Annotated in this window: 24 protein-coding genes and 1 pseudogene; 8 read left to right on the top strand and 17 right to left on the bottom strand. The window is 73.0% G+C overall.

The features are described 5' to 3' along the window. The first annotated feature begins 2 nt into the window (after positions 1 to 2). A complete protein-coding gene (efeB, locus tag LRP67_RS20325) occupies positions 3 to 1,271 on the top strand; it encodes an iron uptake transporter deferrochelatase/peroxidase subunit (RefSeq protein ID WP_231271991.1) in 1,269 nt (422 codons plus the stop codon). Between the two features lie 183 nt (positions 1,272 to 1,454). Here the strand turns inward: efeB and LRP67_RS20330 are convergent, their stop codons facing one another. Continuing rightward, the gene (locus LRP67_RS20330; RefSeq protein WP_231271993.1) at positions 1,455 to 2,264 is read right to left on the bottom strand and encodes a DinB family protein; all 810 of its coding nucleotides are present in this window, start codon (positions 2,262 to 2,264) and stop codon (positions 1,455 to 1,457) included. Positions 2,265 to 2,397: 133 nt separating this feature from the next. On the opposite strand from LRP67_RS20330, the gene LRP67_RS20335 reads away from it, so the two are divergent. Together LRP67_RS20335 and LRP67_RS20340 are read left to right on the top strand one after the other, a co-directional pair. Beyond that, entirely contained in the window at positions 2,398 to 2,961 is a 564-nt protein-coding gene (locus LRP67_RS20335) for a hypothetical protein (RefSeq protein WP_231271996.1), read from the top strand. Then, on the top strand, positions 2,958 to 3,707 hold the full coding sequence (locus tag LRP67_RS20340) for a glycosyltransferase family 2 protein (RefSeq protein ID WP_231271998.1): 750 nt from the start codon (positions 2,958 to 2,960) through the stop codon (positions 3,705 to 3,707). The genes LRP67_RS20335 and LRP67_RS20340 overlap by 4 nt, the downstream gene beginning before the upstream one ends. Here LRP67_RS20340 and LRP67_RS20345 read toward each other — a convergent pair. The 10 genes and pseudogenes from LRP67_RS20345 to LRP67_RS20390 form a co-directional block, all read right to left on the bottom strand. Next, positions 3,688 to 4,575 carry a prenyltransferase gene (locus LRP67_RS20345; RefSeq protein ID WP_231272000.1) on the bottom strand — a complete coding sequence of 296 codons (888 nt, stop codon included), beginning with the start codon at positions 4,573 to 4,575 and terminating at the stop codon, positions 3,688 to 3,690. The genes LRP67_RS20340 and LRP67_RS20345 overlap by 20 nt on opposite strands. Further along, positions 4,572 to 4,877 (bottom strand): lycopene cyclase domain-containing protein, encoded by a 306-nt coding sequence (locus LRP67_RS20350; RefSeq protein ID WP_231272003.1) that lies wholly within the window; start codon positions 4,875 to 4,877, stop codon positions 4,572 to 4,574. Before LRP67_RS20350 ends, LRP67_RS20345 begins: the two co-directional genes overlap by 4 nt. Next, a complete protein-coding gene (locus LRP67_RS20355; protein WP_231272005.1) occupies positions 4,874 to 5,206 on the bottom strand; it encodes a lycopene cyclase domain-containing protein in 333 nt (110 codons plus the stop codon). The genes LRP67_RS20350 and LRP67_RS20355 overlap by 4 nt, the downstream gene beginning before the upstream one ends. After that, positions 5,203 to 6,762 (bottom strand): phytoene desaturase family protein, encoded by a 1,560-nt coding sequence (gene crtI, locus LRP67_RS20360; RefSeq protein WP_231272007.1) that lies wholly within the window; start codon positions 6,760 to 6,762, stop codon positions 5,203 to 5,205. Before crtI ends, LRP67_RS20355 begins: the two co-directional genes overlap by 4 nt. Then, on the bottom strand, positions 6,759 to 7,649 hold the full coding sequence (locus LRP67_RS20365; RefSeq protein ID WP_231272008.1) for a squalene/phytoene synthase family protein: 891 nt from the start codon (positions 7,647 to 7,649) through the stop codon (positions 6,759 to 6,761). The genes crtI and LRP67_RS20365 overlap by 4 nt, the downstream gene beginning before the upstream one ends. Further along, positions 7,649 to 8,683 carry a polyprenyl synthetase family protein gene (locus LRP67_RS20370; protein WP_231272010.1) on the bottom strand — a complete coding sequence of 345 codons (1,035 nt, stop codon included), beginning with the start codon at positions 8,681 to 8,683 and terminating at the stop codon, positions 7,649 to 7,651. The genes LRP67_RS20365 and LRP67_RS20370 overlap by 1 nt, the downstream gene beginning before the upstream one ends. A 135-nt stretch (positions 8,684 to 8,818) precedes the next feature. Then, positions 8,819 to 9,202, bottom strand: a complete 384-nt coding sequence (locus LRP67_RS20375) for a VOC family protein (RefSeq protein ID WP_231272012.1) — start codon at positions 9,200 to 9,202, stop codon at positions 8,819 to 8,821. A 19-nt stretch (positions 9,203 to 9,221) separates the two neighbouring features. Continuing rightward, positions 9,222 to 10,373 carry a DUF418 domain-containing protein gene (locus LRP67_RS20380; RefSeq protein WP_231272014.1) on the bottom strand — a complete coding sequence of 384 codons (1,152 nt, stop codon included), beginning with the start codon at positions 10,371 to 10,373 and terminating at the stop codon, positions 9,222 to 9,224. Positions 10,374 to 10,480: 107 nt separating this feature from the next. Continuing rightward, on the bottom strand, positions 10,481 to 10,597 hold the full coding sequence (locus tag LRP67_RS20385) for an excalibur calcium-binding domain-containing protein (protein WP_231272071.1): 117 nt from the start codon (positions 10,595 to 10,597) through the stop codon (positions 10,481 to 10,483). A gap of 45 nt (positions 10,598 to 10,642) precedes the next feature. Further along, positions 10,643 to 11,317: pseudogene (locus LRP67_RS20390) on the bottom strand (HNH endonuclease family protein); the annotation flags it as partial. A 152-nt stretch (positions 11,318 to 11,469) separates the two neighbouring features. Here LRP67_RS20390 and LRP67_RS20395 point away from each other — a divergent pair. Together LRP67_RS20395 and LRP67_RS20400 are read left to right on the top strand one after the other, a co-directional pair. Beyond that, a complete protein-coding gene (locus LRP67_RS20395; RefSeq protein ID WP_231272016.1) occupies positions 11,470 to 12,486 on the top strand; it encodes a hypothetical protein in 1,017 nt (338 codons plus the stop codon). 310 nt (positions 12,487 to 12,796) lie between these two features. Then, the gene (locus tag LRP67_RS20400) at positions 12,797 to 12,976 is read left to right on the top strand and encodes a hypothetical protein (RefSeq protein WP_231272018.1); all 180 of its coding nucleotides are present in this window, start codon (positions 12,797 to 12,799) and stop codon (positions 12,974 to 12,976) included. Positions 12,977 to 13,265: 289 nt separating this feature from the next. Here the strand turns inward: LRP67_RS20400 and LRP67_RS20405 are convergent, their stop codons facing one another. From LRP67_RS20405 to LRP67_RS20420, 4 genes are all read right to left on the bottom strand, one after another. Then, a complete protein-coding gene (locus LRP67_RS20405; protein WP_231272020.1) occupies positions 13,266 to 13,826 on the bottom strand; it encodes a hypothetical protein in 561 nt (186 codons plus the stop codon). A 9-nt stretch (positions 13,827 to 13,835) separates the two neighbouring features. Then, entirely contained in the window at positions 13,836 to 14,564 is a 729-nt protein-coding gene (locus LRP67_RS20410; RefSeq protein WP_231272022.1) for a hypothetical protein, read from the bottom strand. A 28-nt stretch (positions 14,565 to 14,592) separates the two neighbouring features. Then, complete coding sequence (locus LRP67_RS20415; RefSeq protein ID WP_231272024.1) at positions 14,593 to 14,787, bottom strand: hypothetical protein; 195 nt, start codon at positions 14,785 to 14,787, stop codon at positions 14,593 to 14,595. A 180-nt stretch (positions 14,788 to 14,967) separates the two neighbouring features. After that, positions 14,968 to 15,525, bottom strand: coding sequence for a GNAT family N-acetyltransferase (locus LRP67_RS20420; RefSeq protein WP_231272026.1), 558 nt, complete (start codon positions 15,523 to 15,525; stop codon positions 14,968 to 14,970). Positions 15,526 to 15,611: 86 nt separating this feature from the next. On the opposite strand from LRP67_RS20420, the gene LRP67_RS20425 reads away from it, so the two are divergent. Continuing rightward, on the top strand, positions 15,612 to 15,761 hold the full coding sequence (locus tag LRP67_RS20425; protein WP_231272028.1) for a hypothetical protein: 150 nt from the start codon (positions 15,612 to 15,614) through the stop codon (positions 15,759 to 15,761). Between the two features lie 39 nt (positions 15,762 to 15,800). Here the strand turns inward: LRP67_RS20425 and LRP67_RS20430 are convergent, their stop codons facing one another. Further along, positions 15,801 to 16,370 (bottom strand): dihydrofolate reductase family protein, encoded by a 570-nt coding sequence (locus tag LRP67_RS20430; RefSeq protein WP_231272030.1) that lies wholly within the window; start codon positions 16,368 to 16,370, stop codon positions 15,801 to 15,803. A 153-nt stretch (positions 16,371 to 16,523) separates the two neighbouring features. On the opposite strand from LRP67_RS20430, the gene serA reads away from it, so the two are divergent. Next, positions 16,524 to 18,110 (top strand): phosphoglycerate dehydrogenase, encoded by a 1,587-nt coding sequence (gene serA / locus LRP67_RS20435; RefSeq protein ID WP_231272032.1) that lies wholly within the window; start codon positions 16,524 to 16,526, stop codon positions 18,108 to 18,110. 8 nt (positions 18,111 to 18,118) lie between these two features. Here the strand turns inward: serA and LRP67_RS20440 are convergent, their stop codons facing one another. Next, positions 18,119 to 19,561, bottom strand: coding sequence for a PLP-dependent aminotransferase family protein (locus LRP67_RS20440; protein ID WP_231272034.1), 1,443 nt, complete (start codon positions 19,559 to 19,561; stop codon positions 18,119 to 18,121). 61 nt (positions 19,562 to 19,622) lie between these two features. On the opposite strand from LRP67_RS20440, the gene LRP67_RS20445 reads away from it, so the two are divergent. Continuing rightward, entirely contained in the window at positions 19,623 to 20,294 is a 672-nt protein-coding gene (locus tag LRP67_RS20445; RefSeq protein WP_231272036.1) for a YitT family protein, read from the top strand. The last annotated feature ends 109 nt before the right edge of the window (positions 20,295 to 20,403 follow it).

Raw genomic sequence — 20,403 nt, forward strand, 5'->3', positions numbered from 1 at the left:
CCATGGCGCCCCAGGTCTCCCGACGTGGGCTCCTCGGTGGCGGCGTGGCCGCCGCCGGGGTCGCCGGCGCCTTCGTGACCGGTCGGGCGACGGCCGACCCGGAGGCGGTGCTGGAGCAGGCCTCGGCCCGCTCCGCGTCGTACGCCTTCCGCGGCGCCCACCAGGCCGGCATCGTCACGCCGGCCCAGGACCGGCTGCACTTCGCGGCGCTCGACGTCACCAGCGACTCGCGCGATGACCTGATCGACCTGCTCCAGCGGTGGACCGCCGCCGCCGAGCGGATGACGAAGGGGCAGGGCGCGGGGGAGATCGGGCCGGTCGAGGGGTCCCTCGACCTGCCTCCGGACGACACCGGCGAGGCCATCGGGCTGCCCGCCAGCGGGCTGACCATCACCTTCGGCTTCGGCCCCGGGCTCTTCCGCGACGCCGAGGGCCGCGACCGCTTCGGCCTGGCGGACCGGCAGCCCGAGGCGCTGCAGACGCTGCCGCACTTCCCGGCCGACAACCTCGACCCGGCCCGCTCCTACGGCGACCTGTGCATCCAGGCCTGCGCCGACGACCCGCAGGTCGCCGTGCACGCGGTGCGCAACCTGGTGCGACTCGGCTTCGGGACCGCCTCGGTGCGCTGGTCGCAGCTCGGCTTCGGCCGCACGTCGTCGACGTCGACGACCCAGGACACCCCGCGCAACCTGTTCGGCTTCAAGGACGGCACCGCCAACGTGAAGGCCGAGGAGGAGGCCGCCCTCGGCGAGCACGTCTGGGTCGGCCCGGACGACGACCCGCGGGGTGACTGGCTGGCCGGCGGCTCCTACCTGGTCGCCCGCCGGATCAACATGACCATCGAGGTCTGGGACCGCCAGCCGCTCGGCGAGCAGGAGCGCTTCGTCGGCCGCACCAAGGGAACCGGCGCGCCGCTGTCGGGAGGCGAGGAGTTCAGCGAGCCCGACTTCGAGATGCCCGGCCGGGGCGGTCCGATCATCCCCGCGGACGCGCATGTGCGCCTGGTCCACCCCGACCGGCACGGCGGCGCCCGGATGCTGCGCCGCGGCTACAACTTCGTCGACGGCAGCGACGCCCTCGGCGGGCTGAACGCCGGGCTGTTCTTCATCGCCTACGTGCGCGACCCGCGCACCGGCTTCATCCCCGTCCAGAACGCCATGGCCAAGAGCGACGCGCTCATGGAGTACCTCAAGACCACCGGCTCCGCACTGTTCGCCGTACCGCCTGGTGTGCAGCCGGGGGAGTGGGTCGGTCAGTCGCTCTTCGCCTGAGCGACCCACCTCGGCTGGTCGCGAGGCGCCTCACCGAAGACCTCGTCGCCCAGCCTCGGTGCTCAGTCGTGCGGTGACCATGACGCCTCCTCCGGGCGGGCCTCCCGGTGAGGCCGCGCTGTCAGGTCAGGCCGAGGGCCGCCCCGGATTCATCGCCGACGTGCGCGATCCCCGCACGGAGGATCACACCGAGGACCGGCTCTCGAGCACCGCCAGGTCGCGCTCGGCGTAGAGCCGGTGCTCCCACTCCTCGTTGAGGATGGTGCGCAGGCACTGCGCGACCGGGAAGCTCTCCGGCGGCGGCCAGCCCGGCCCCTCGACGGGCACGGTGTCGCGCTCGAGGGCCTCCGAGGTGAGTCGGTCGAGGTAGCGGCGCACGGCGTCGCGGCGGCTCTCGCGCAGCTCGAGCACCTCCTCGAGGGAGGGACGAGCGGCGCGGTCGCGGGGGATGCCCGGGGTGTCGGGCATCTGGTCCCATGGCAGCTCGAGCGGGTGCCACGGGGAGGGGTCGCCCAGGATGGCGCGGCTCAGCCACGCGTCCGTGGCGAAGGCGAGGTGGCGCAGGGTCTCGATGAACGACCACTCGCCGTCGACGGACTCGTGCAGCAGGGCCGGGTCGAGGCGCCGGGCCCGCTCGACGGTGCCGGCCCAGAGCTCCTCGAGCAGGTCCCACGCGGCGCGGTAGCCGTCGGGGTCCGTCGGCCGCATGGCTGCTCGGCCGGGATGGCGCCGGTCGAGCTCGTCCTGCACGAAGGAGGCGACGTCGACGCCGTTGACGGTCAGCTTCACCACCTCCCCGACGATGTCGAGGTCGACGATCTCGACGCCGTGCATGCGCACGCCGATCAGGTCGGTGCCGCGGATGGTCATGTCGTACATCTCGGAGTCGATGAGCTCGACGTGCTCGAGGTGGACGCGCTCGAAGCGCGTGTTGCTCAGGTCCACCCGGGTGAGCCGGGAGCCGCTCAGGTCCTCGTCGGTGAAGTCAGCCATGGCCCGACGCTAGACCCGCCCGCCGACATCTGCGACCCCTCGGCTGTCGGCTCGCTGAGCCTCGAGACCCGGTGACCGCACGGCTCTCGTCGGCGGTCAAGGCGGGCCGACGACCGCCGGATAGCATCACCGCGTGCCGGTGCCGCGCTTCGTCCTGGGCGACGTGCTGCGCTGGGCGGCGCTGCTGAGCGTCGTGGTGGCGCTGCCGCCATGGGGCTGGGTGGGCGGCGCGCTGTTCTTCCTGGTGCTGGGCGGCTGCGTCATCCCCCGTGCGCTGGAGGCGCCGGCGGCGCTGGACCTGTCCTACTGCGCGCTGCTGCTCTTCGGCGCCTGGGCCGCCCAGCTCGACCTCTACCTGCGCGTCGGGTGGCTCGACGTGGTCGTCCACGCCGCCGCGACCGGCCTCATCGCCGCCATGGCCTACCTCGCCCTCGTGCGGCTCGGCGCCCTGAGCCTGGCGCGCGACCCGGCCACCCCGCGCTGGCGGCTCGGCCGGGGCGTCGTCACGCTGGCCCTCGGCACGTCGTTGGCCGTGGTCTGGGAGATGTGCGAGTGGTTCGGGCACACGCAGATCGACGACCGGATCCAGGTCGGCTACGCCGACACCATGGGCGACCTGGTCGCCGGCGGGGTCGGCTCCGCAGTGGCCGCGGTCCTCCTGGCCCGCGGGCTGCTGCTCGCGGGTGCGCGCCGATGAGCACCCCGACCGTCTCGGTCGTCATCCCCGTGCGCGATGACGCCGAGGCGCTGCGCGCGTGCCTGCGGCTCCTCGCCGTCCAGACCACGCCCCCGCTCGAGGTGGTCGTGGTCGACAACGGCTCGAGCGACGACTCGGCGGCCGTCGCCCGTGCCGGCGGGGCCCGAGTGGTGCCCGAGCCGGCGGTGGGCATCCCGAGCGCGGCCGCCACCGGGTACGACGCGGCGCGCGGCGAGGTCATCGCCCGCTGTGACGCCGACAGCCGCCCGGGCCCCGAGTGGGTCGCCACGATCGCCGCCACCTTCGCCTCTCGCCCGGGCCTCGACGCGGTGACGGGCTGGGGCTGGTTCCACGACCTGCCGCGCGGGCTGAGGTGGCCGGCCGCGGCGGCGTACCTCGGCACCTACTACGCCTCGACCCACCTCGCCCTCGGTCACACCTCGCTGTGGGGCTCCAGCATGGCGCTGCGCCGCTCGGTCTGGCAGGCGGTGCGCGGGGAGGTCCATCGCGACGACCCGGAGCTGCACGACGACCTGGATCTCGCCTTCGTCCTCGGCCCGTCCCGGGTGGTGCGGCTCGACCCGCGGCTGGTGGTGGGGGTCTCGGCGCGGTCGCTGCGCGGAGCCGAGCAGCGCCGCCGGCGCCTGGACCGCGCGTGGCGCACCCTGCGCGTCAACTGGGCCGTCCAGCCGCCCTGGCTGCGCTGGCAGGAGCGGTGGCGCCGGATCACCAGGTCAGCCAGATGAGCAGCTGGGTGAGAAGGAAACCGGTCACGTAGTTGAGCCACAGGAAGCGCCGCCAGCCGCCGTGGGCGCGCTCGCAGTCGTCGTCGCGCACCGACAGGTAGGCCGCGACGTTGACGGCGTAGGGCAGCACGAGCAGCGCGCTCAGCGCCGCCGGCCAGCCGGTGGTCGCCAGGAGCAGCCCGGCCGCGACGTACGACGCCAGGGCCAGGCGCACGGTGCCCGCGGCGCCCAGCCAGGTGCCGACCGAGGCGATGTCGGCCTCTCGGTCGGCCCGGATGTCCTGCACCGCCCCGAACGCGTGCGAGGCGACGCCCCACAGGAAGAAGCCGGCGAGCGCCGCGAGGGCCTCGCGGGTCGGGGACCCACCCGCGAGCGCGAGACCGAAGCAGGCCGGGCTGACGAAGTGGGTGCTGGAGGTCAGCGAGTCGAGGAAGGGGCGCTCCTTGAAGCGCAGCCATGGGGCGGAGTAGGCCACGACGGCGAACACCGACACCGCGAGCACCGCCGTGGAGGCGGAGTCGCCGAGCACGACGAGCGCCACGACGAACGGCACGTTGAGGACCCCCGCGGCCCAGAGCGTCAGCCGGTGCACCCGCCGGTCGAGGACGATGCCCTCGACCCCGCCCTTGCGCGGGTTGCGCACGTCGGACTCGTAGTCGAAGACGTCGTTCACGCCGTACATCAGCAGGTTGTAGGGCACCAGGAACCACAGCACGCCCAGCACCAGCCGGAGGTCGACGCCGCCGCCGGCGAGCAGGTAGGCGGCGCCGAACGGGTAGGCGGTGTTGACCCAGCTCAGGGGCCGCGAGGTGCCCACGAGCTGCGCCAGCCGCGACGGCGCCGTGCTCGGCTCGGCGGCGGCGGTCATCGGTCGCGCCCGCCGAGCAGGAGCCACACCGACGGCAGCAGGGCCACCGCGGCGAGTGGCCAGGCGAGGTCCTCGACGGGTGCCAGGATCAGCCGCACGCCCACGAGCGCGCCGTCGCCGTAGCGGAACAGGTCGGCGGCGATCATCAGGCTGTCGAACACGACCGTGAGCACGCCCATGGCGAGCAGCGTCAGACCGGTGGTCGCCCACCACCGGCGCGAGGGTCGGCGCAGGACCACGGCGGTGGCCAGCACCGTGGCGGCCAGCGCCAGGAACCACACGGCGACGTCGAGGTACGTCACGAGACCGATCCCTCCCGCCGGCGGGAGAGGAGGTGCGCGGCCAGGCCGTGCAGCACCATCGTGGTGTAGCAGAGGAAGCCGATGAAGAAGAGCTCCTCCACGGGCAGCTCGTCGGCCACCTCGATGCCGGTCATGGCGGGGGAGTCGCCGCGGCGGTAGATCGACTGGTCGAGCGCGGCGAGGTCCCAGACCAGGAAGAAGGCGAATCCGACCGCGAGCACCGCGAGCGCCCGGAGCGGCCGGGCGAAGAGGAACAGCCGCCAGCGCCGGTCGACCAGGCCGAGGCAGAGCGCCGAGACCAGGATGCTGGCCAGGTAGGCGAACCTCATCGCCGCGCCGAGGGGCCGGTCGAGCGGTCGCCGCGCAGGCGCTTGAGCACCAGCTCGGCGCTGATCAGGCACATGGGCAGGCCGATTCCGGGGATCGTGCTGTAGCCGGCGTACAGGAGGCCGTCGACCTTGCGCGAGGCGTTGCCGGCGCGGAAGAAGGCGCTCTGGGTCAGGATGTGTCCCGGCCCGAGCGCGCCGCCGCGCCAGGAGCGCAGGTCGTTCGCGAAGTCGGCGGGGCCGACGGTGTGGCGGACCCGTACCCGTGCCGCGAGGTCCGCGATCCCGGCCCAGTCGGCCACCTGGGCGATCGCGGCGTCCGTCGCCTTCTCCACCGCCGGGTCGCCGGCGCCGTCGCGGCCCCCGTGGCCGATCCCGACGTCGGCCGGCACCGGCACGAGGAGGAAGAGGTTCTCCATGCCCGGGGGAGCAACCGAGTTGTCGGTCGCCGAGGGGCGGCACACGTAGACCGAGGCGGGGTCCGGGACGCGGGTGGGCGGCTCGAAGATCGCGTCGAAGTTGGCCTTCCAGTCCGCGGTGAAGAACAGCGAGTGGTGGGCCAGCTCCGGCAGGGCGCCGTCGACGCCGAGGTAGGCCAGCACCGCACCGGGACCCGAGACCTGCTTGTCCCACCACGACTGCGGGTAGGTCTGGAGCGCCGGGGCCACCAGACCGGTCTCGACGTGGTGCAGGTCGGCCGCGCCCACGACAACGTCGGCCTCGAGGGTGGCGGGCCGGCCGTCGGCGTCGAGGTAGTCCACGCCCGTGACGCGCGCGCGGCGCCCTCCGGGTCGCGTGCGTACGGCGGTCGCCTCGCAGCCCGTGTGCAGCCGGGCGCCGTGCGCGCGAGCGAGGCCGGTCACGGCCTCGATGAGCCGGGAGAACCCGCCGCGGGGGTAGAGCACCCCGTCGTCGCCCAGGTCCATCCAGCTCATCAGGTGGTACATGCTCGGCGCGCGGTCCGGGGACGTCCCGAGGAACACCGCGGGGTAGCCGAGGATCTGGCGCAGCCGCCGGTCGCGGAAGGAGCGCGCGACGCGCGACTCCAGCGACCGCGTCAGCAGCGAGGTGAGCTCGCCGCCACGGCGCAGGACGTCGGCCTTGAGCAGCGAGCGCGGCGACTCGAAGCTGGTGTAGAGGAAGCGGTTCACGCTGAGCTCGTAGACCCGCCGGGCCGAGTCCAGGTAGGCCTCCAGTCGGCGCCCGGCGCCGGGCTCGATCTCCTCGAACAGCGCGACGTTGGGCGCGCGGCCCGCGCGCACGTCGACCGGCTCGCCGAGCCCCTCGTAGAAGACCCGGTAGCCCGGGTCGAGCCGCTCCAGGTCCAGCTGCTCGGCGGTGGTGGTGCCGAGCATGGCGAAGAAGTGGTCGAAGACCTCCGGCATCAGCCACCACGACGGCCCGGTGTCGAACCGGAAGCCGTCCACCTCCAGCGACCCGGCGCGTCCGCCCAGCTCGTCGCGCCGCTCCAGGACGTCGACGCTCCAGCCGTCGCGGGCCAGCAGGGCCGCAGTCGCCAGACCGGTGATGCCGCCGCCGACCACCACTGCGCGCCTCACCGCGCCGGCCTCAGCAGGCTGGTCAGCAGGAGCCGGGCCTTCACCGGGTCGGGCACCCGCACTCGCATCAACCCCAGCCGCTCGGGCGGGGTCGCGCGCACGCGCCGCGAGAGCTCGCCGAACAGCGCGTGTGCGACCCGCACGGCGCGCCGGCTGCTGGGCGGGAGCAGCTCGAGGGACCGCGCGCCTGAGGCGAGGTCGGCGTCGATGTCGTCGAGGAGTGCGTCTCGCGTCGCGACGTCCAGCCGCGCGGGGTTCACCCCCGGGAAGTACGAGCGCCCCAGGGCCTCGTAGTCGGCGCCCAGGTCGCGCAGGAAGTTCAGCTTCTGGAAGGCCGCGCCCAGGCGGCGGGCCCCGGCCACGAGCTCGTCGTACGACGCGCCGGCGCCGGGCTCGGCGGCCAGGAAGGCGCGCAGGCACATCAGCCCCACGACCTCGGCCGAGCCGTGGACGTAGCGCTCGAAGCTGGCCCGGTCGTGCTCGACCGGCGTGAGGTCGGCACGCATGGAGGCGAAGAACGGGTCGAGCAGGGCCTGCTCGATCCCCGTCTCTCGCGCCGTGCGGGCGAACGCGTGGACGACCAGGTTGCCCGAGTGGCCGGTGCCCAGGGCGCGGCGGGTCTCGCGCTCCAGCTCGGTCAGCGTCGCCTCCTGCGCCTCGGTGCTGCCATCGGGGCGGGGGGCGTCGACGATCTCGTCGGCGACCCGGACCAGCGCGTAGACGTTGCGCACGTGGCGGCGTACCGGCGGCTCCAGCAGGCGGCTCGCCAGGCCGAACGACGTCGAGTAGCGCTTGATCACCAGCGCCGCGCTGGCATCCGCCACCTCGTCGTAGGTCCGGTGCGCGGTGAGCGGCCCGGCGTTCGACCCCGGCGGGAGCCGGAACATCACGCGGCTCCTGCCGGGCGGTCGGAGGAGACCGCGCCGACGTCGTGGACGAGGTCCGGCGGCAGGCCCAGGAGTCCGGACTCCTCGGCGGCCTCCCGCAGGTGTCGGCGCGCCAGCTCCTCGACGAAGGCGCGGGACCCGCCCTCCTCCAGGGCGTTGCGCACGCGGGCGGCGTCTGCTGGTCCCAGGTCGGCGCGGCCCAGGTACGGCGACACGCGGCCCCAGGTCGCGCTGCCCTGCGCGTGCACGATGAGTGGGGTCCGCTTGCCCTCGCGGAGGTCTCCCAGCGGGGCCTTGCCGGTGCCCTCGGGGTCGCCGAAGACGCCCTCGAGGTCGTCGAGCAGCTGGTAGGCGACACCCAGGAGCCGGCCTACGCGGCCCACCCCGTCGACCACGCCCGACTCGGCGCCCGCCAGCGCGGCGCCGGCCTGCATCGGCAGCTCGAAGGAGTAGGCGGCCGTCTTGTGCGCCTCCATCGCGAGCACCTCGGCGAGCGTGGGCTCCGCGACTCCGAGGCTCAGCCGCACGTCGGCCAGCTCGCCCGTGGCCGAGACCCGCAGCGCCGTGTCGAAGAGGTCGAGCAGGCTCGCCCGGGTCCCGGCGTCCACCTCGCACAGGGCGACCGCGCGCAGCGCGTGGCTCAGCGCCAGGTCGCCGACGAGCACCGAGGCAGCGCGCGCGTAGCTCTCGGCACCCTGAGGCGTCGCGCCGTGGCCGAGCGCCTCCGCGCGGAAGCGGCCGGGGGTGCTGGGGCGGCCGCGGCGCAGGTCGTCGCCGTCGATCACGTCGTCGTGCACCAGGAAGGCGGTGTGCAGCAGCTCCACCGCGGCGCCGACCTCGGCCACGGCCGTCCGGGCGGTGCCGCCCAGAGCGTCGTGGACCGCGGCGACCAGCCGCGGGCGGAACCGCTTGCCGCCGCTCAGCGCGTCCCGCAGCGCCTCGTCGAGGGCCCGGCGGTCGGGTCCGGCGGCCGGTGGGAGGGGGCCCACCGCGGCGTCGAGCGCTCGCTGCACGTCGCTCGGTGCCGCTGTCACGACTGCCCGGCTCGCGGGGAGCGCCGCGTCCTGCAGATGGGCACTGACGCTCTCCGTCCGACGGCGGCGGGCGTGGCGCCCCTGACGTGGCCCGGTACCCACTGCCCCGGGACGGAGTCGCGGCCGGTGCACCACCTAGGCCACGCAGAACTCGTTGCCCTCGGGGTCGAGCATCACGAGGTGGCCGAACGTGCCGCCGTAGGTCTGCTCGCGGACGTAAATCGCTCCCGCCGACAGCAGTTGCTCGGCCTTGGCCCGGATCAGCCGCTCGCGCTCACCCGAATCCCACGGCGGCTCGCCCGCCACGCGGAGGTCGAGGTGCACGCGGTTCTTCGCCGCCTTGCCCTCGGGCACCCGTAGGAAGCCGATCGCGGGCCCCACTCCGTCGGGGTCGACGATCGAGGCGCCGTCCGGCTCGTCGTAGCCGGGCTCGCTCACGTAGCCGAGCGCCTGCGCCCAGAACGCCGCCAGGGCGTGGGGGTCCGTGGCGTCGCAGCCCAGGGTCCAGTGAGTGGCCATGCCCCGACCGTAGCGCCGGCTACCCCCGGTAGGAGCCCCCGTACGTGACCCGCCGCACCAGCACCTCGAAGGGCCCCCGCCGGCCCGTGCGCGCCATCCGGTCCGCCAGGAGCGCGGTGAGCAGCCAGGTGGCGGTGGCGACGAGCGCCGTGGAGGCGACCGACAGCGTGCCGGACAGGTCGAGCAGGAACGGCGTGAAGATCACGGCCCAGACGACCGACTGCGCCAGGTAGCAGGTCATCGAGCGCTGGCCGACTGCGACGAGGGCGTGGACCACGCGACCCGCTCGGCGCCCGAGTGGGCCGGCGAGCAGCGCCACGAGGGCGGCGTACCCGAAGCCGCCGAGGACCCCGGTCGCGTCGTGCCACGGGCCCCAGAGCTCCAGCGTCGTCTGCTTGGGCGGATCCACGACGCCGACGCGCATCAGCGCGATCGGCTGGGCCCCCAGGGCCGCGGCGCCGATCCCGAGCGTGGCGGTGAGGCCGAGCAGGGTGCGGTGCCGCGCCGGCTGCTCGAGGACGCGGCGGCGTCCCGCCCAGAGCCCGAGGGCGAACGGCCCGGCGAAGCCGATCGGGCCCAGGAGCGACACGAACGCGGAGCTCTTCGCCCGCTCCACGACCATCGTGGCCAGGTCCGGCGGGAGCATCGCCAGGTCGGGCGGGTCGTTGACGATCGCCGAGGAGTCGGCGCTGGGCAGCAGGACGAGCACGAAGAAGACAGCGGCCACCGCAAGCAGCCAGCGGTCGCGCCAACGGACCGCCCACGCCCCGAGCAGCAGCAGCACGCCGTAGGCCCCGAGGATGTCGCCGGCGAAGAGCAGCACGGCGTGCAGGAAGCCGACCACGACGAGCACCAGGCTGCGCCGCCACAGCAGGCGCCGTACGCCGCGTGGGCTCAGGGCGCGCTGGCGGCGCACGATCTGGGCGACGCCGTAGCCGAACAGCAGCCCGAACATCGGGAAGGCCCGGCCGTCCACGAAGGTCGAGATCGCCCAGGTCGCGGCCGCATCGATCCTCGAGCCGTCCGTCGGGTAGCCGCCCATCCTCGTCTCCCCGCGCAGGAAGTAGTGAGAGTTGGCCAAGGCGATGAACAGCAACAGGAGCCCGCGCGCCAGGTCTGGTCCGAGGGCGCGATCACCGAGGGGAGTGGGCCCCGCCGCGTCGTTGGTCACCAGACGAGTCAAGGCGGTCGCCGCGCCGATCGCATCAGGCCGTGGTCGCTGTTGGGTAGACCTTGGTCGCGGCCGTGGTGTCCTTGGTCCCAGAGGGGGAACGCCTTCTACTCGCAGGCCGACCCGTCACCGTCTCGGTCCAGGTGGCTGCCGTAGCCCGGCTCGCCACGGCGGATCGGCGCCGCGCCGGCCGCGCGCACCGCGTCGCAGCTCGGGTAGCGCACGACCTCGGTGAGGTTCAGCGGGGCCTCGGTCGGCGCGCCGGAGTCAGCCGGCAGGTCGTGATCGGCGCACGCGGTGAGCACTCGAGCCATGGCGGCCTTCTCGGCAGGGGTGACCCACAGCTCGTACTTCGCCTTGACCGCGATCTGACGCGCGACGTAGTCGCACCGGAATGCCTTGCTCGGAGGCAGCCAGGTGGCGGCGTCGGCGTCGGACTTGGCGCGGTTCTCACCGGCGTCGACCGGGAGCAGGTTCAGCGGGTCGTTGGCCAGGGCGGCCCTCTTCGTGATCGACCACCGGAGCGCTCCGGTGGCCCAGGCATTGCCGAGCGCCACGACGTGGTCGATGTCCACGAGGAACCCGTCGCCCTTGACGTAGTCGACGGTGGTGGCGGTGTAGGGGTCGGCGAGGACGCCGGAGACCACGACGCAGCCTCGTGTCCCGTGCTGGAAGACCACCTGGGTGAGGTCGCGGGCGAGCATGTCGTTGCGGGTGTCGCAGCCGTTGCGGTCTGTGTCGGCCCAGGCTGGCCCGAAGGAGTCCCGGTCGTAGCCGGTCATCGGGGCGCGGCCCTTGACGGCCAAGGTGGCCAGGACGGCGACGGCGGTCCCGGCCTGCGGTCGCGCGGCGGGACTCGGGGTCTGTGCCGGGGTCTGGGTCGGGGCCGCCGGCTCGCGGGCGGCGTCGGTCGGCGCCTCGAGAGCGCTGCAGCCGGTGAGCATCACCGCGGCCGCGAGAAGCCCGGCGAGCGGGCGGATGAGGGTGATGGTGGGTGGCATGGGGGTGAGGTGCGGATCGTGCGTGCGGGTGCACCTGGATCCCGGTGCCGTCGGAGAACCTATCGTTCGGGCTGCGGCAGTCCTACCATCACCGGGTGCTTCGTACCTGGGTGGCCGTCCTCACGGCGCTGGTGGCCGTTGGCGCGACACCGACGCGGTCGATGGCGACGCCGGGGGAGGTCGCGCCGCCGAGCCGCGTCTCCGCGACCGACGTACAGACGGTGGGGGACGGGTCGCGAGCCAGCTGCACCTCCGCCGCGGTGGTGCGAGCGGTCCACCGCGGTGGGGTGATCCGGTTCGCCTGCGGTCCGCGGCCGGTGACCATCACGATGCGGCGGACCGCCAAGGTCAGCAACACCTCGCGGCGCGTGGTGATCGACGGCGGCGGGCTGGTGACCCTGAGCGGGATGGGAAAGCGCCGGATCCTCTACCAGAACACCTGCGACCCGAAGCAGACGTGGACCACCTCTCACTGCGACGACCAGGCCTACCCGCGACTCGTCCTGCGCAACCTGACGTTCGCTCGGGGCAACGCCACCGGCCAGCGCTACGACGGCGGCGGTGGCGGCGCGGTGTTCGTCCGTGGCGGCCAGCTGAAGATCGTCGGCTCGACGTTCGTCGCCAACCGGTGCGACCGGCGCGGGCCCGATCTGGGTGGGGCAGCGGTCCGCGTGCTGGACCAGTACCGCGACCGAGCGGTGCAGGTCGTCGGCAGCACCTTCAAGAACGGCACGTGCAGCAACGGCGGCGCGCTCAGCAGCATCGGGGTGTCCTGGCGCATCCAGGACAGCACCTTCGTCGGCAACCGCGCCGTCGGCCGCGGCGCCAACCCCGCTCGTCCCGGCACCCGGGGCGGCGGCAGCGGTGGCGCGATCTACCTGGACGGCAACAGGTTCACGCTCTCGCTCATCCGCACGACCGTGCGCGGCAACGTGGCCAACGAGGGGGGCGGCGCGGTCTTCTTCGTGAGCAACGACCGGACCGGGACGATGCTGATCCGTCGCTCCCGCCTGGTGCGCAACCCGAGTCGGGGCTTCGAGACCCAGGGCCTGCCCGGGATCTTCTTCCTCGGCGCCCGACCCCCCACCATCATCCGCTCCGAGGTGCGCTGAGCTCACGACGCTAGGCGCCGCGGGCCAATTGCCTTCCACAGCGGGGCTCTCGGGCGACCGTCATCCACAGGCCGAGTCCGACTCGGCGGTGGTGTCGGTGGCGCTCCGGCGTCGTTTGTGGCGGCAGGACGCACCTTCGACTTCTTGGCAACCTGGGCGAGGCCCTCCGAACGATTCGCCGGCGGTCGGAGGTTTCGCGGCGCTGTTAGTCCCTGCCTAGGGCCAATGGTGCCTCGTTCCGCCGTAGGACTTGACGCGCAGGTCGGGTCCGCGCGAGCGTCTTATCAGGTACAAGGGAGATGGTGAAGCCATGAGCAAGCTGCCTGCTGAAGGATCTGAGTCCCAGACGCCCGAAGATCAGGACGACGCCGAGCGCGACCCGCTGGACGGTGAGGGTGACGGGGAGGGCATCGAACTGACGATGGGTGAACCCAATTCGTTCGAACCAGAAGAGGACCCCGGGGCCAGTCGCCACACGGAACCTGACTGACAAAGCGACCAATGCCGCCCGCTGCGGTACGCCATGTGCGTGTGAAGCGGCGTCGGCGGTACTAGGAGGGCAGCGCGCGATAGCGCTTTCCGTAGCTCTGGCACCAGCTCATCGTCGACCGTGGGGCGGAATGCGGCCCTGGCTCGTGCCACCGGGGCGAGTTTCACTGTGGACCTGCGCCACCCAGGAGGACCACGCCGCCGGGAACTCCTGGATCGACCGGTTCGACAAATGCGAGCACCGGACGACAAGACCGGCGTGCTCGTCACCGCCACCGAGGGGCGAGGCCTCAGACGTCGTCGTTGATGACGGCGACGTCGTGGTTGTCGAGGAAGTAGTTGCTGCCGCCGCTGCGCATGCACGAGTTGTTGTTGGTGTCGTCGTCGGCGTCGCGGTGGCTGATGCCAGCGGTGTGCCCGAACTCGTGGCATCCGACGTGCCACCAGTTGGCCAGGGACTGAGAGTCCAGGTAGGACTGGTTGAACCGCACCTCCCACACGTCGCACTCGAGGCCTGTCCAGGTCTTGTTGACGCAGGTGGCCCGGCCTCGGGTGTTGTTCCAGCTGCCGGACGTGCCATAGGACGCGTCGTAGACCTCGACGTCGCCGCTGCCGTCGAGGGTGGCGTTCATCTTGGTCGTGTCGAGCTCGGCGATCCCGCGCAGGGCGGCGAGGTTCCCGTCGCTGGTGAGGGCGTTGCGGTCGACGTAGTGGGTGACGTCGTCCGGGTCGATCAAGTCGTTGTTGTCGGCGTAGGCCGGACCGCGGATGCTCAGCAGCGCAAGGGCCAGGACGACCGTCGCCAGTGCGACGCCGCCGAGTCGTGGGCTGGTCTTCCAGAAAGCTCGCACGTCGCCTCCTCAGGCCTTCGGGCCGGTGATCCGCGGCAGCGGCATCGGCTTCGACTCGCCGCGCTGTGCGGACACCGCGGCTGCCCGGATCCATCCTTCGATCGCCTGGGTGTGGTGCCGCCCGTCGGCGGTCTCAGTGGGCCCGCTGGCTCGGGCGCGGCCACCGAGCGCGCCGTCCCAGGGGCCATCACCGTGGTGGTCGCCACTGACCTGGGCGCGGTCGTTCATCAGGAGCACCCGACCGGTCGTGCCCACGTAGGTGTAGGTGTCCGCCGGGTAGCCCGGGTCCGCAGTGAGATAGAAGTAGGCCTGCTGGCCCGGCTTGATCCACGGCATGCCCTCGACGGCATAGCCGACGCCCTGCGACCACCAACCCTCGACCACGGTGATCGCCTTGGGCGCCGCCCGACCGTCGGAGTAGACGACCTCCTCGACCTGGACCGTCAGCAGCCGGTCCGTCTCGTCGGCGAGCGCCTCGCTCGGCGGGTAGACATGGGTCTTGCCCGCCGTGGCGTCGCGCACCGACCCGCGGACCACCAGGTCGGCGGTGGCGGTCATCCGCCCGAGGTCGTCGTAGATGACGGCCTCGTCGACGAACGCCACGCCGCGCGCCTCGGCGGGGAACGTCCTCGAGGACTGAGAGGAGCTCGTGTCGCCGCGGTTGAGGTACATGACGGCGTAAACCACGATGGCGACGCCGACCACGACAGCGACCACCACGACGATTCGACGGCTCATCCGCGCCTCCAGCCCGAGGAGGTCGACGCTAACGGCGATCGGAGCCCATGTCGATGGTCTCGACGTCCTCGACGTCCTCGACGGTCCCAGCGTCGGTCGACCAGCAGTCGACCACGACCTGCGGGTCGACGCGGCGCTCCTTGCTGTAGCCGGCCTTGCGAAGCCCGGGAACCTGCCACTCCGCACCCGTCGCGCCAATCGCCACGATGAGCTGCTCCAACACCCTGCCCGCCGAGTGGCAGGACTTGACCGGCGCCGACGAGGACGCCGCCACGCTCGAGCTGGTGCGTGGCTTGACCGACGGCGAGTGGTCACGGACATCGGGGCGCTGGCCGCCATGCTGCGCGACGACCTTCGCTGCGCGCTGTCCCGACCCGGGCCCGCAGCCGGGGCCGAGGTCGACTCACCCGGCGGCCGGCTCCCAGTCGGGCCTGAGGAGGCCGTAGATCCAGGAGTCGGAGACGACGCCCTCGACGACGCAGTCCTCGCGGAGCGTGCCCTCGTGCGCGAAGCCGAGCTTCTCCAGGACCCGAGCAGAGGCGGGGTTGCGGGTGTCGACCTCCGCCTGCACGCGGTGGAGGTCGAGGGTGTCGAAGGCCCAGTGCAGCAGCGCGCGGGCCGCCTCGGTGGTGTAGCCCTGGCCCCAGGCATCCTGGGCGAGGATGTAACCGAGGGTCGCACGCCGGTGCGCAGGCTCCCAGCGGGCGAGGGTGCACCAGCCGAGGAAGGCGGAGTCAGTGGCGCGCTCGATGACCAGTCGTGTGCCGCTGGCCTCCTCCTGCATCCGGTGGCAGGTCGCGAGGAAGCGCTCGCCCTGGGCGCGATCCGTCCAGGGCGGGGAGTCCCAGTAGCGCAGGACGTGGGCGTCGCTCTGCAGGGCGTACAGGCCGTCGGCGTCGGTCTCGGCGAAGGGGCGCAGCCGCAGGCGAGCGGTGGTCAGTGTCGGGGTGGGCAACGGCATGGACCCATCGTGTCGTGTCGAGGAGGCTCGAGGACAACGGATTTCGGTGCCAGGCATGTCTCCCGGCGGGCGGGGGACCGGCGGGCATGGACGAACGTCGCAAGCCCACCGCCGAGCACCCGCTGAACGCCCCCGAGCCGCGCAAGAAGTTCCCGGCGGCCCTGGCCGTGCTCGCGCTGATCGCCGTGGTGGCGGCGATCTTCGCGCTGATCACCTACCTGCAGCAGCGGACCTGAGTCGCAGGGACACAGCCCGCCTGGCTGCACCGGCACACCTCAACCCCGGAGATAGCGCAGGAACACTGCCCCGCTGGGGCTGGCCGCGACGGTGTCCAGCCTCAGTCGGCCAGGCTCCGGCCGGTCGCCGAACAGCCGTCTCCCGCCGCCCGCAAGGGCGGGGACGACGACGAGCTCGAGGACGTCGACGAGGTCGGCGTCCAGCAGGGTGGTCGCGAGGCTGAGGCTGCCGTGGATGCCGATGTCGCCGCCCTCGCCCTCCTTCAGTCGAGCCACGTAGTCGGCGGCCGGCTCGTGAACCAGGACGGTGTTGGCCCAGGAGGTGGCCGGGGCGGTCGAGGTGACGACGTGCTTCGGGGTGGTGTTGATGAAGTCCGCGAAGGGCTGGACGTCCGAGGACGGCCAGTATCCGGACCAGTAGTCGTAGGTGCCGCGGCCGAGCAGCACGTCGTCCTGGGCAGCGATGACGCGGGCCAGGTTGGCGAAGACGTCGTCGTCGACCTCGAACATCCAGTCGCCCGGCTCCTCCGCGACGCCGTCGAGAGACATCAGCTCGTACATCACGATCTTGCGCACGCCTTCCTGACCGGCGTCGGGTCCGGAACTCATCGCCCGGCCGGCCCGCCTGAGCTTCGCGGACCGGGTCTGAGGCGGTCTTCTCACCACGTGCACGCGATTCATTGACCTGTGTGACGGTCGGGTAACGTGGACCCGGCACAGCGTCGTGCGACCTCCCTTCTGGAACAACCTTGAGGAATCGCTGTGAGCAAGCCTGTCGTACTCATCGCCGAAGAGCTGAGCCCCGCCACCGTCGAGGCGCTCGGCCCGGACTTCGAGATCCGCAGCTGCAACGGCGCCGACCGCGCCGAGCTGCTGCCCGCGATCGCCGACGTCGACGCGATCCTGGTCCGCTCGGCGACCAAGGTCGACGCCGAGGCGCTCGCCGCGGCCTCCCGGCTGAAGGTCGTGGCCCGCGCGGGCGTGGGCCTCGACAACGTCGACGTGAAGGCCGCGACCCAGTCCGGCGTCATGGTCGTCAACGCGCCGACCTCCAACATCGTCTCGGCCGCCGAGCTCGCGGTCGCGCTGATGCTCGCCGCCGCGCGCCACGTCTCGCCGGCGCACGCCGCGCTGCGGGGCGGGGAGTGGAAGCGCTCCAAGTACACCGGCATCGAGCTCTACGAGAAGACCGTGGGCATCGTCGGCCTGGGCCGCATCGGCGTCCTCGTCGCGCAGCGCCTGAGCGCGTTCGGGATGAACGTCATCGCCTACGACCCCTACGTGCAGGCCGGCCGCGCCGCCCAGATGGGCGTGCGCCTCGTCGACCTCGACACCCTGCTCGCCGAGGCCGACTTCATGTCGGTCCACCTGCCCAAGACCCCCGAGACGGTGGGCCTGATCGGTGCCGAGCAGCTGGCCAAGGCCAAGACCTCGCTGGTGCTCGTCAACGCCGCCCGCGGCGGCATCGTCGACGAGGCGGCGCTCTACGACGCGCTGAAGACCGGCAGCATCGCCGCCGCCGGCCTCGACGTCTTCGCCAAGGAGCCGTGCACCGACAGCCCGCTCTTCGAGCTGGAGAACGTCGTCGCCACGCCCCACCTCGGCGCGTCCACCGACGAGGCGCAGGAGAAGGCCGGCATCGCGGTCGCCAAGTCGGTGCGGCTCGCGCTGTCCGGCGAGCTCGTGCCCGACGCGGTCAACGTCCAGGGCGGCGTGATCGCCGAGGACGTGCGCCCAGGCATCCCGCTGACCGAGAAGCTCGGCCGCGTGTTCACCGCGCTGGCCGGCGAGGTGGCCCAGCAGATCGACGTCGAGGTCCGCGGCGAGATCACCGAGTTCGACGTCAAGGTGCTCGAGCTGGCTGCCCTGAAGGGCGTCTTCAGCGACGTCGTGGAGGACCAGGTGTCCTACGTGAACGCCCCGCTCCTGGCCGCCGAGCGCGGCACCGCCGTCCGCCTCGTGACCGACGGTGAGAGCGCCGACCACCGCAACCTGATCACGATCCGCGGCACCCTCGCCGACGGCTCGCAGGTCTCGGTCAGCGGCACGCTGGTGGGCATCAACCAGAAGGAGCGGCTGGTCGAGGTCAACGGCTTCGAGATCGACATCGAGCCGACCAACCACCTGGCGTTCTTCACCTACGACGACCGCCCGGGCATGGTCGGCACCGTCGGGCAGATCCTGGGCAGCTCGCAGGTCAACATCGCCGGCATGCAGGTCGCCCGCGCGGCCAAGGGAGGCCTCGCCCTGGTCGCGCTCTCCGTCGACAGCGCCATCCCCGCCGACGCCCTCGCCGACATCGAGAGCGCCATCGACGCCGCCTCCGTGCGCGCCGTCGACCTCGGCTGAGTCGTCCCTCAGGCCACCATCACCCGCGCGGAGCCGCGGGGGGTGGTGCCCTGGCGGTCGCGTACGGCGGACCACGCCTCAGCGAGCCGCGCGACGGCCTCCTCCATGACGTGGGGTGGTCGGGTCCACGGCACCCGGACGAACTGGTCGAGCCCGCCCTCGGCCGCGAAGACCGGGCCCGGGGCGATGATCACGCCTCGGCGCTCGGCCTCGTCGGTGAGAGCGGTGCCAAGCGGGCCGGGCAGCTGCAGCCAGAGCGCCAGACCGCCGCCGGGCAGGTGGAAGCGCCAGTCGGGCAGCTGCTCGCGCACCGCCGCGGCCAGCCGGTCGCGCTGCTCGCGAAGCCGCGCGCGGTGCGCGTCGACGACCTCGTCGCCGTGTGCCAGCAGCCGGGCCAGCACGAGCTGCTCCATGACCGGCGCCCCGAGGTCCAGGCCGACCCGCGCCGCGGTCAGCTGCTCCATCCGGCCCTCCGGGGCTCGGATCCAGCCCAGGCGCAGGCCGCCCCAGTAGGTCTTGCTCGCGCTCCCGAGGGTGAGCGTCTCGGGCGCGAAGGACGCGAACGGCCGCGGCATCTCCTGGCCGTCCAGCGGCAGGGCCTGGTGTGCCTCGTCGACGACCGCCACCGTTCCGGCGCGCCGCAGGAGTCCGGCGTACTCCTGGCGCTGGGCCTCGCTCATGAGCTGGCCGGTGGGATTCTGGAAGTCGGGGATCAGGTAGGCCAGCCGCGGTGAGGTCTGGCGCAGCGCGGCGGCCACCGCGCCGAGGTCCCAGCCGTCCGGGTCGACCGGCACTCCGATGAGGCGGGCGCCGCTGTGGCGGATCGAGAGCGTCGCGTTGGGATAGACCGGTGACTCGACCAGGACCCGGTCGCCCGGACCGGTGCAGGCCTGGGCCACGATCGCGGCCGCCGAGAGCGCGCCGGGCGTCACCATCACCTGCTCCGGGCTGGTCGGCAGGCCGCGCGCCTCGTAGGTCGCGGCGATGGCGGCCTGCAGCTCGGGCAGGCCGGCGGGGAAGTAGCCGTGCCCGCCGAAGTACGCCGGCAGGTCGCTCGCCGCCTCGGCATAGGCCGCCGCCACGCCGGGCGGGGCCGAGGCCGCGGCGCAGTTGAGGTCGATGGCCTCGTGGTCGCCGGCGCGGGGGAGCAGGGCACGGTCGTGGGCCCGCGCACGGCCGCCCGGCACCCGGGTGAACGTGCCGGAGCCCTGGCGCGCCTCGGCGTACCCGGTGTCGCGCAGCGTCGCGTAGGCCCGGGTGATGGTCGTGCGCGAGACCCCGAGCGCCTCGGTCAGCTCGCGCTCGCTGGGCAGCCGGGTGCCGTAGCCGATCCGGCCGTCGCCGATCAGCAGCCTCAGCGCGTCGGCCAGGCCGGTGTAGGCCGGGCTGCGGTCGAAGTCGCCGACCAGCGCGGCGGTCCGGGCGGCGGAGATGGATCCGGACGTGCTCATGCAGTCCACTGTCCCACGATTGGCTATTTGTCGGAAGGCCAATCTGGGAGAGGCTGAGGTCATGCGCAGCACCGCCGTGCCCCGCCCCGCGCGGCCCGCCCTCGCCGACCTCGGCCCCGTCGCCCAGCTGCGCGCCGGGCGACTGGGCCGTCGCCTGCTCCAGCTGTACGTCGGCCTGGTGGCCTACGGCATCTCGCTGGGGCTGATGGTCCGGGGCGACCTGGGCCTGGCGCCGTGGGACGTGCTCCACTCCGGCCTGATCCGGCACGTCCCGCTCACGCTCGGGCAGGCCGTCGTGGTGATGAGCTTCGCGGTGCTGCTGCTGTGGATCCCGCTGCGCGAGCAGCCCGGCCTCGGCACCATCTCCAACGCGCTCGTCGTCGGCGTCGCGGCCGACGGCACGCTGTGGCTCCTGGACCGGCCCGATGCGCTGGTGCTGCGGGTCGCGCTGATGGTCGGCGGCATCGTCCTGTGCGGCTTCGCGACGGCGCTCTACATCGGCGCGCAGCTCGGGCGCGGCCCGCGCGACGGCCTGATGACCGGCGTGGTGCGGCGCTTCGGCGGCTCGCTGCGCGTGGTGCGCACCGGCCTGGAGGTGACGGTCGTGGTCGTCGGGCTGCTGCTCGGCGGCACCTTGGGGGTGGGGACCGTCCTCTACGCCCTCGCGATCGGCCCGCTGGCCCAGCTGTGGCTGCCGGCGTGCACGGTGCGACTGCCCGACCCGCTGCAGTAGAACTGGTGGTCATCGGTGACCCGACCGTCGCCGCCGACGTGCTCGCGGCTCAAGGGCCGGGAGTTTTCGACGGGCAGCTTCCGGGAACGGATGAACAACGGCACGCACG

Source organism: Nocardioides sp. cx-169 (assembly GCF_021083605.1).
Taxonomy (GTDB): Bacteria; Actinomycetota; Actinomycetes; order Propionibacteriales; family Nocardioidaceae; genus Nocardioides.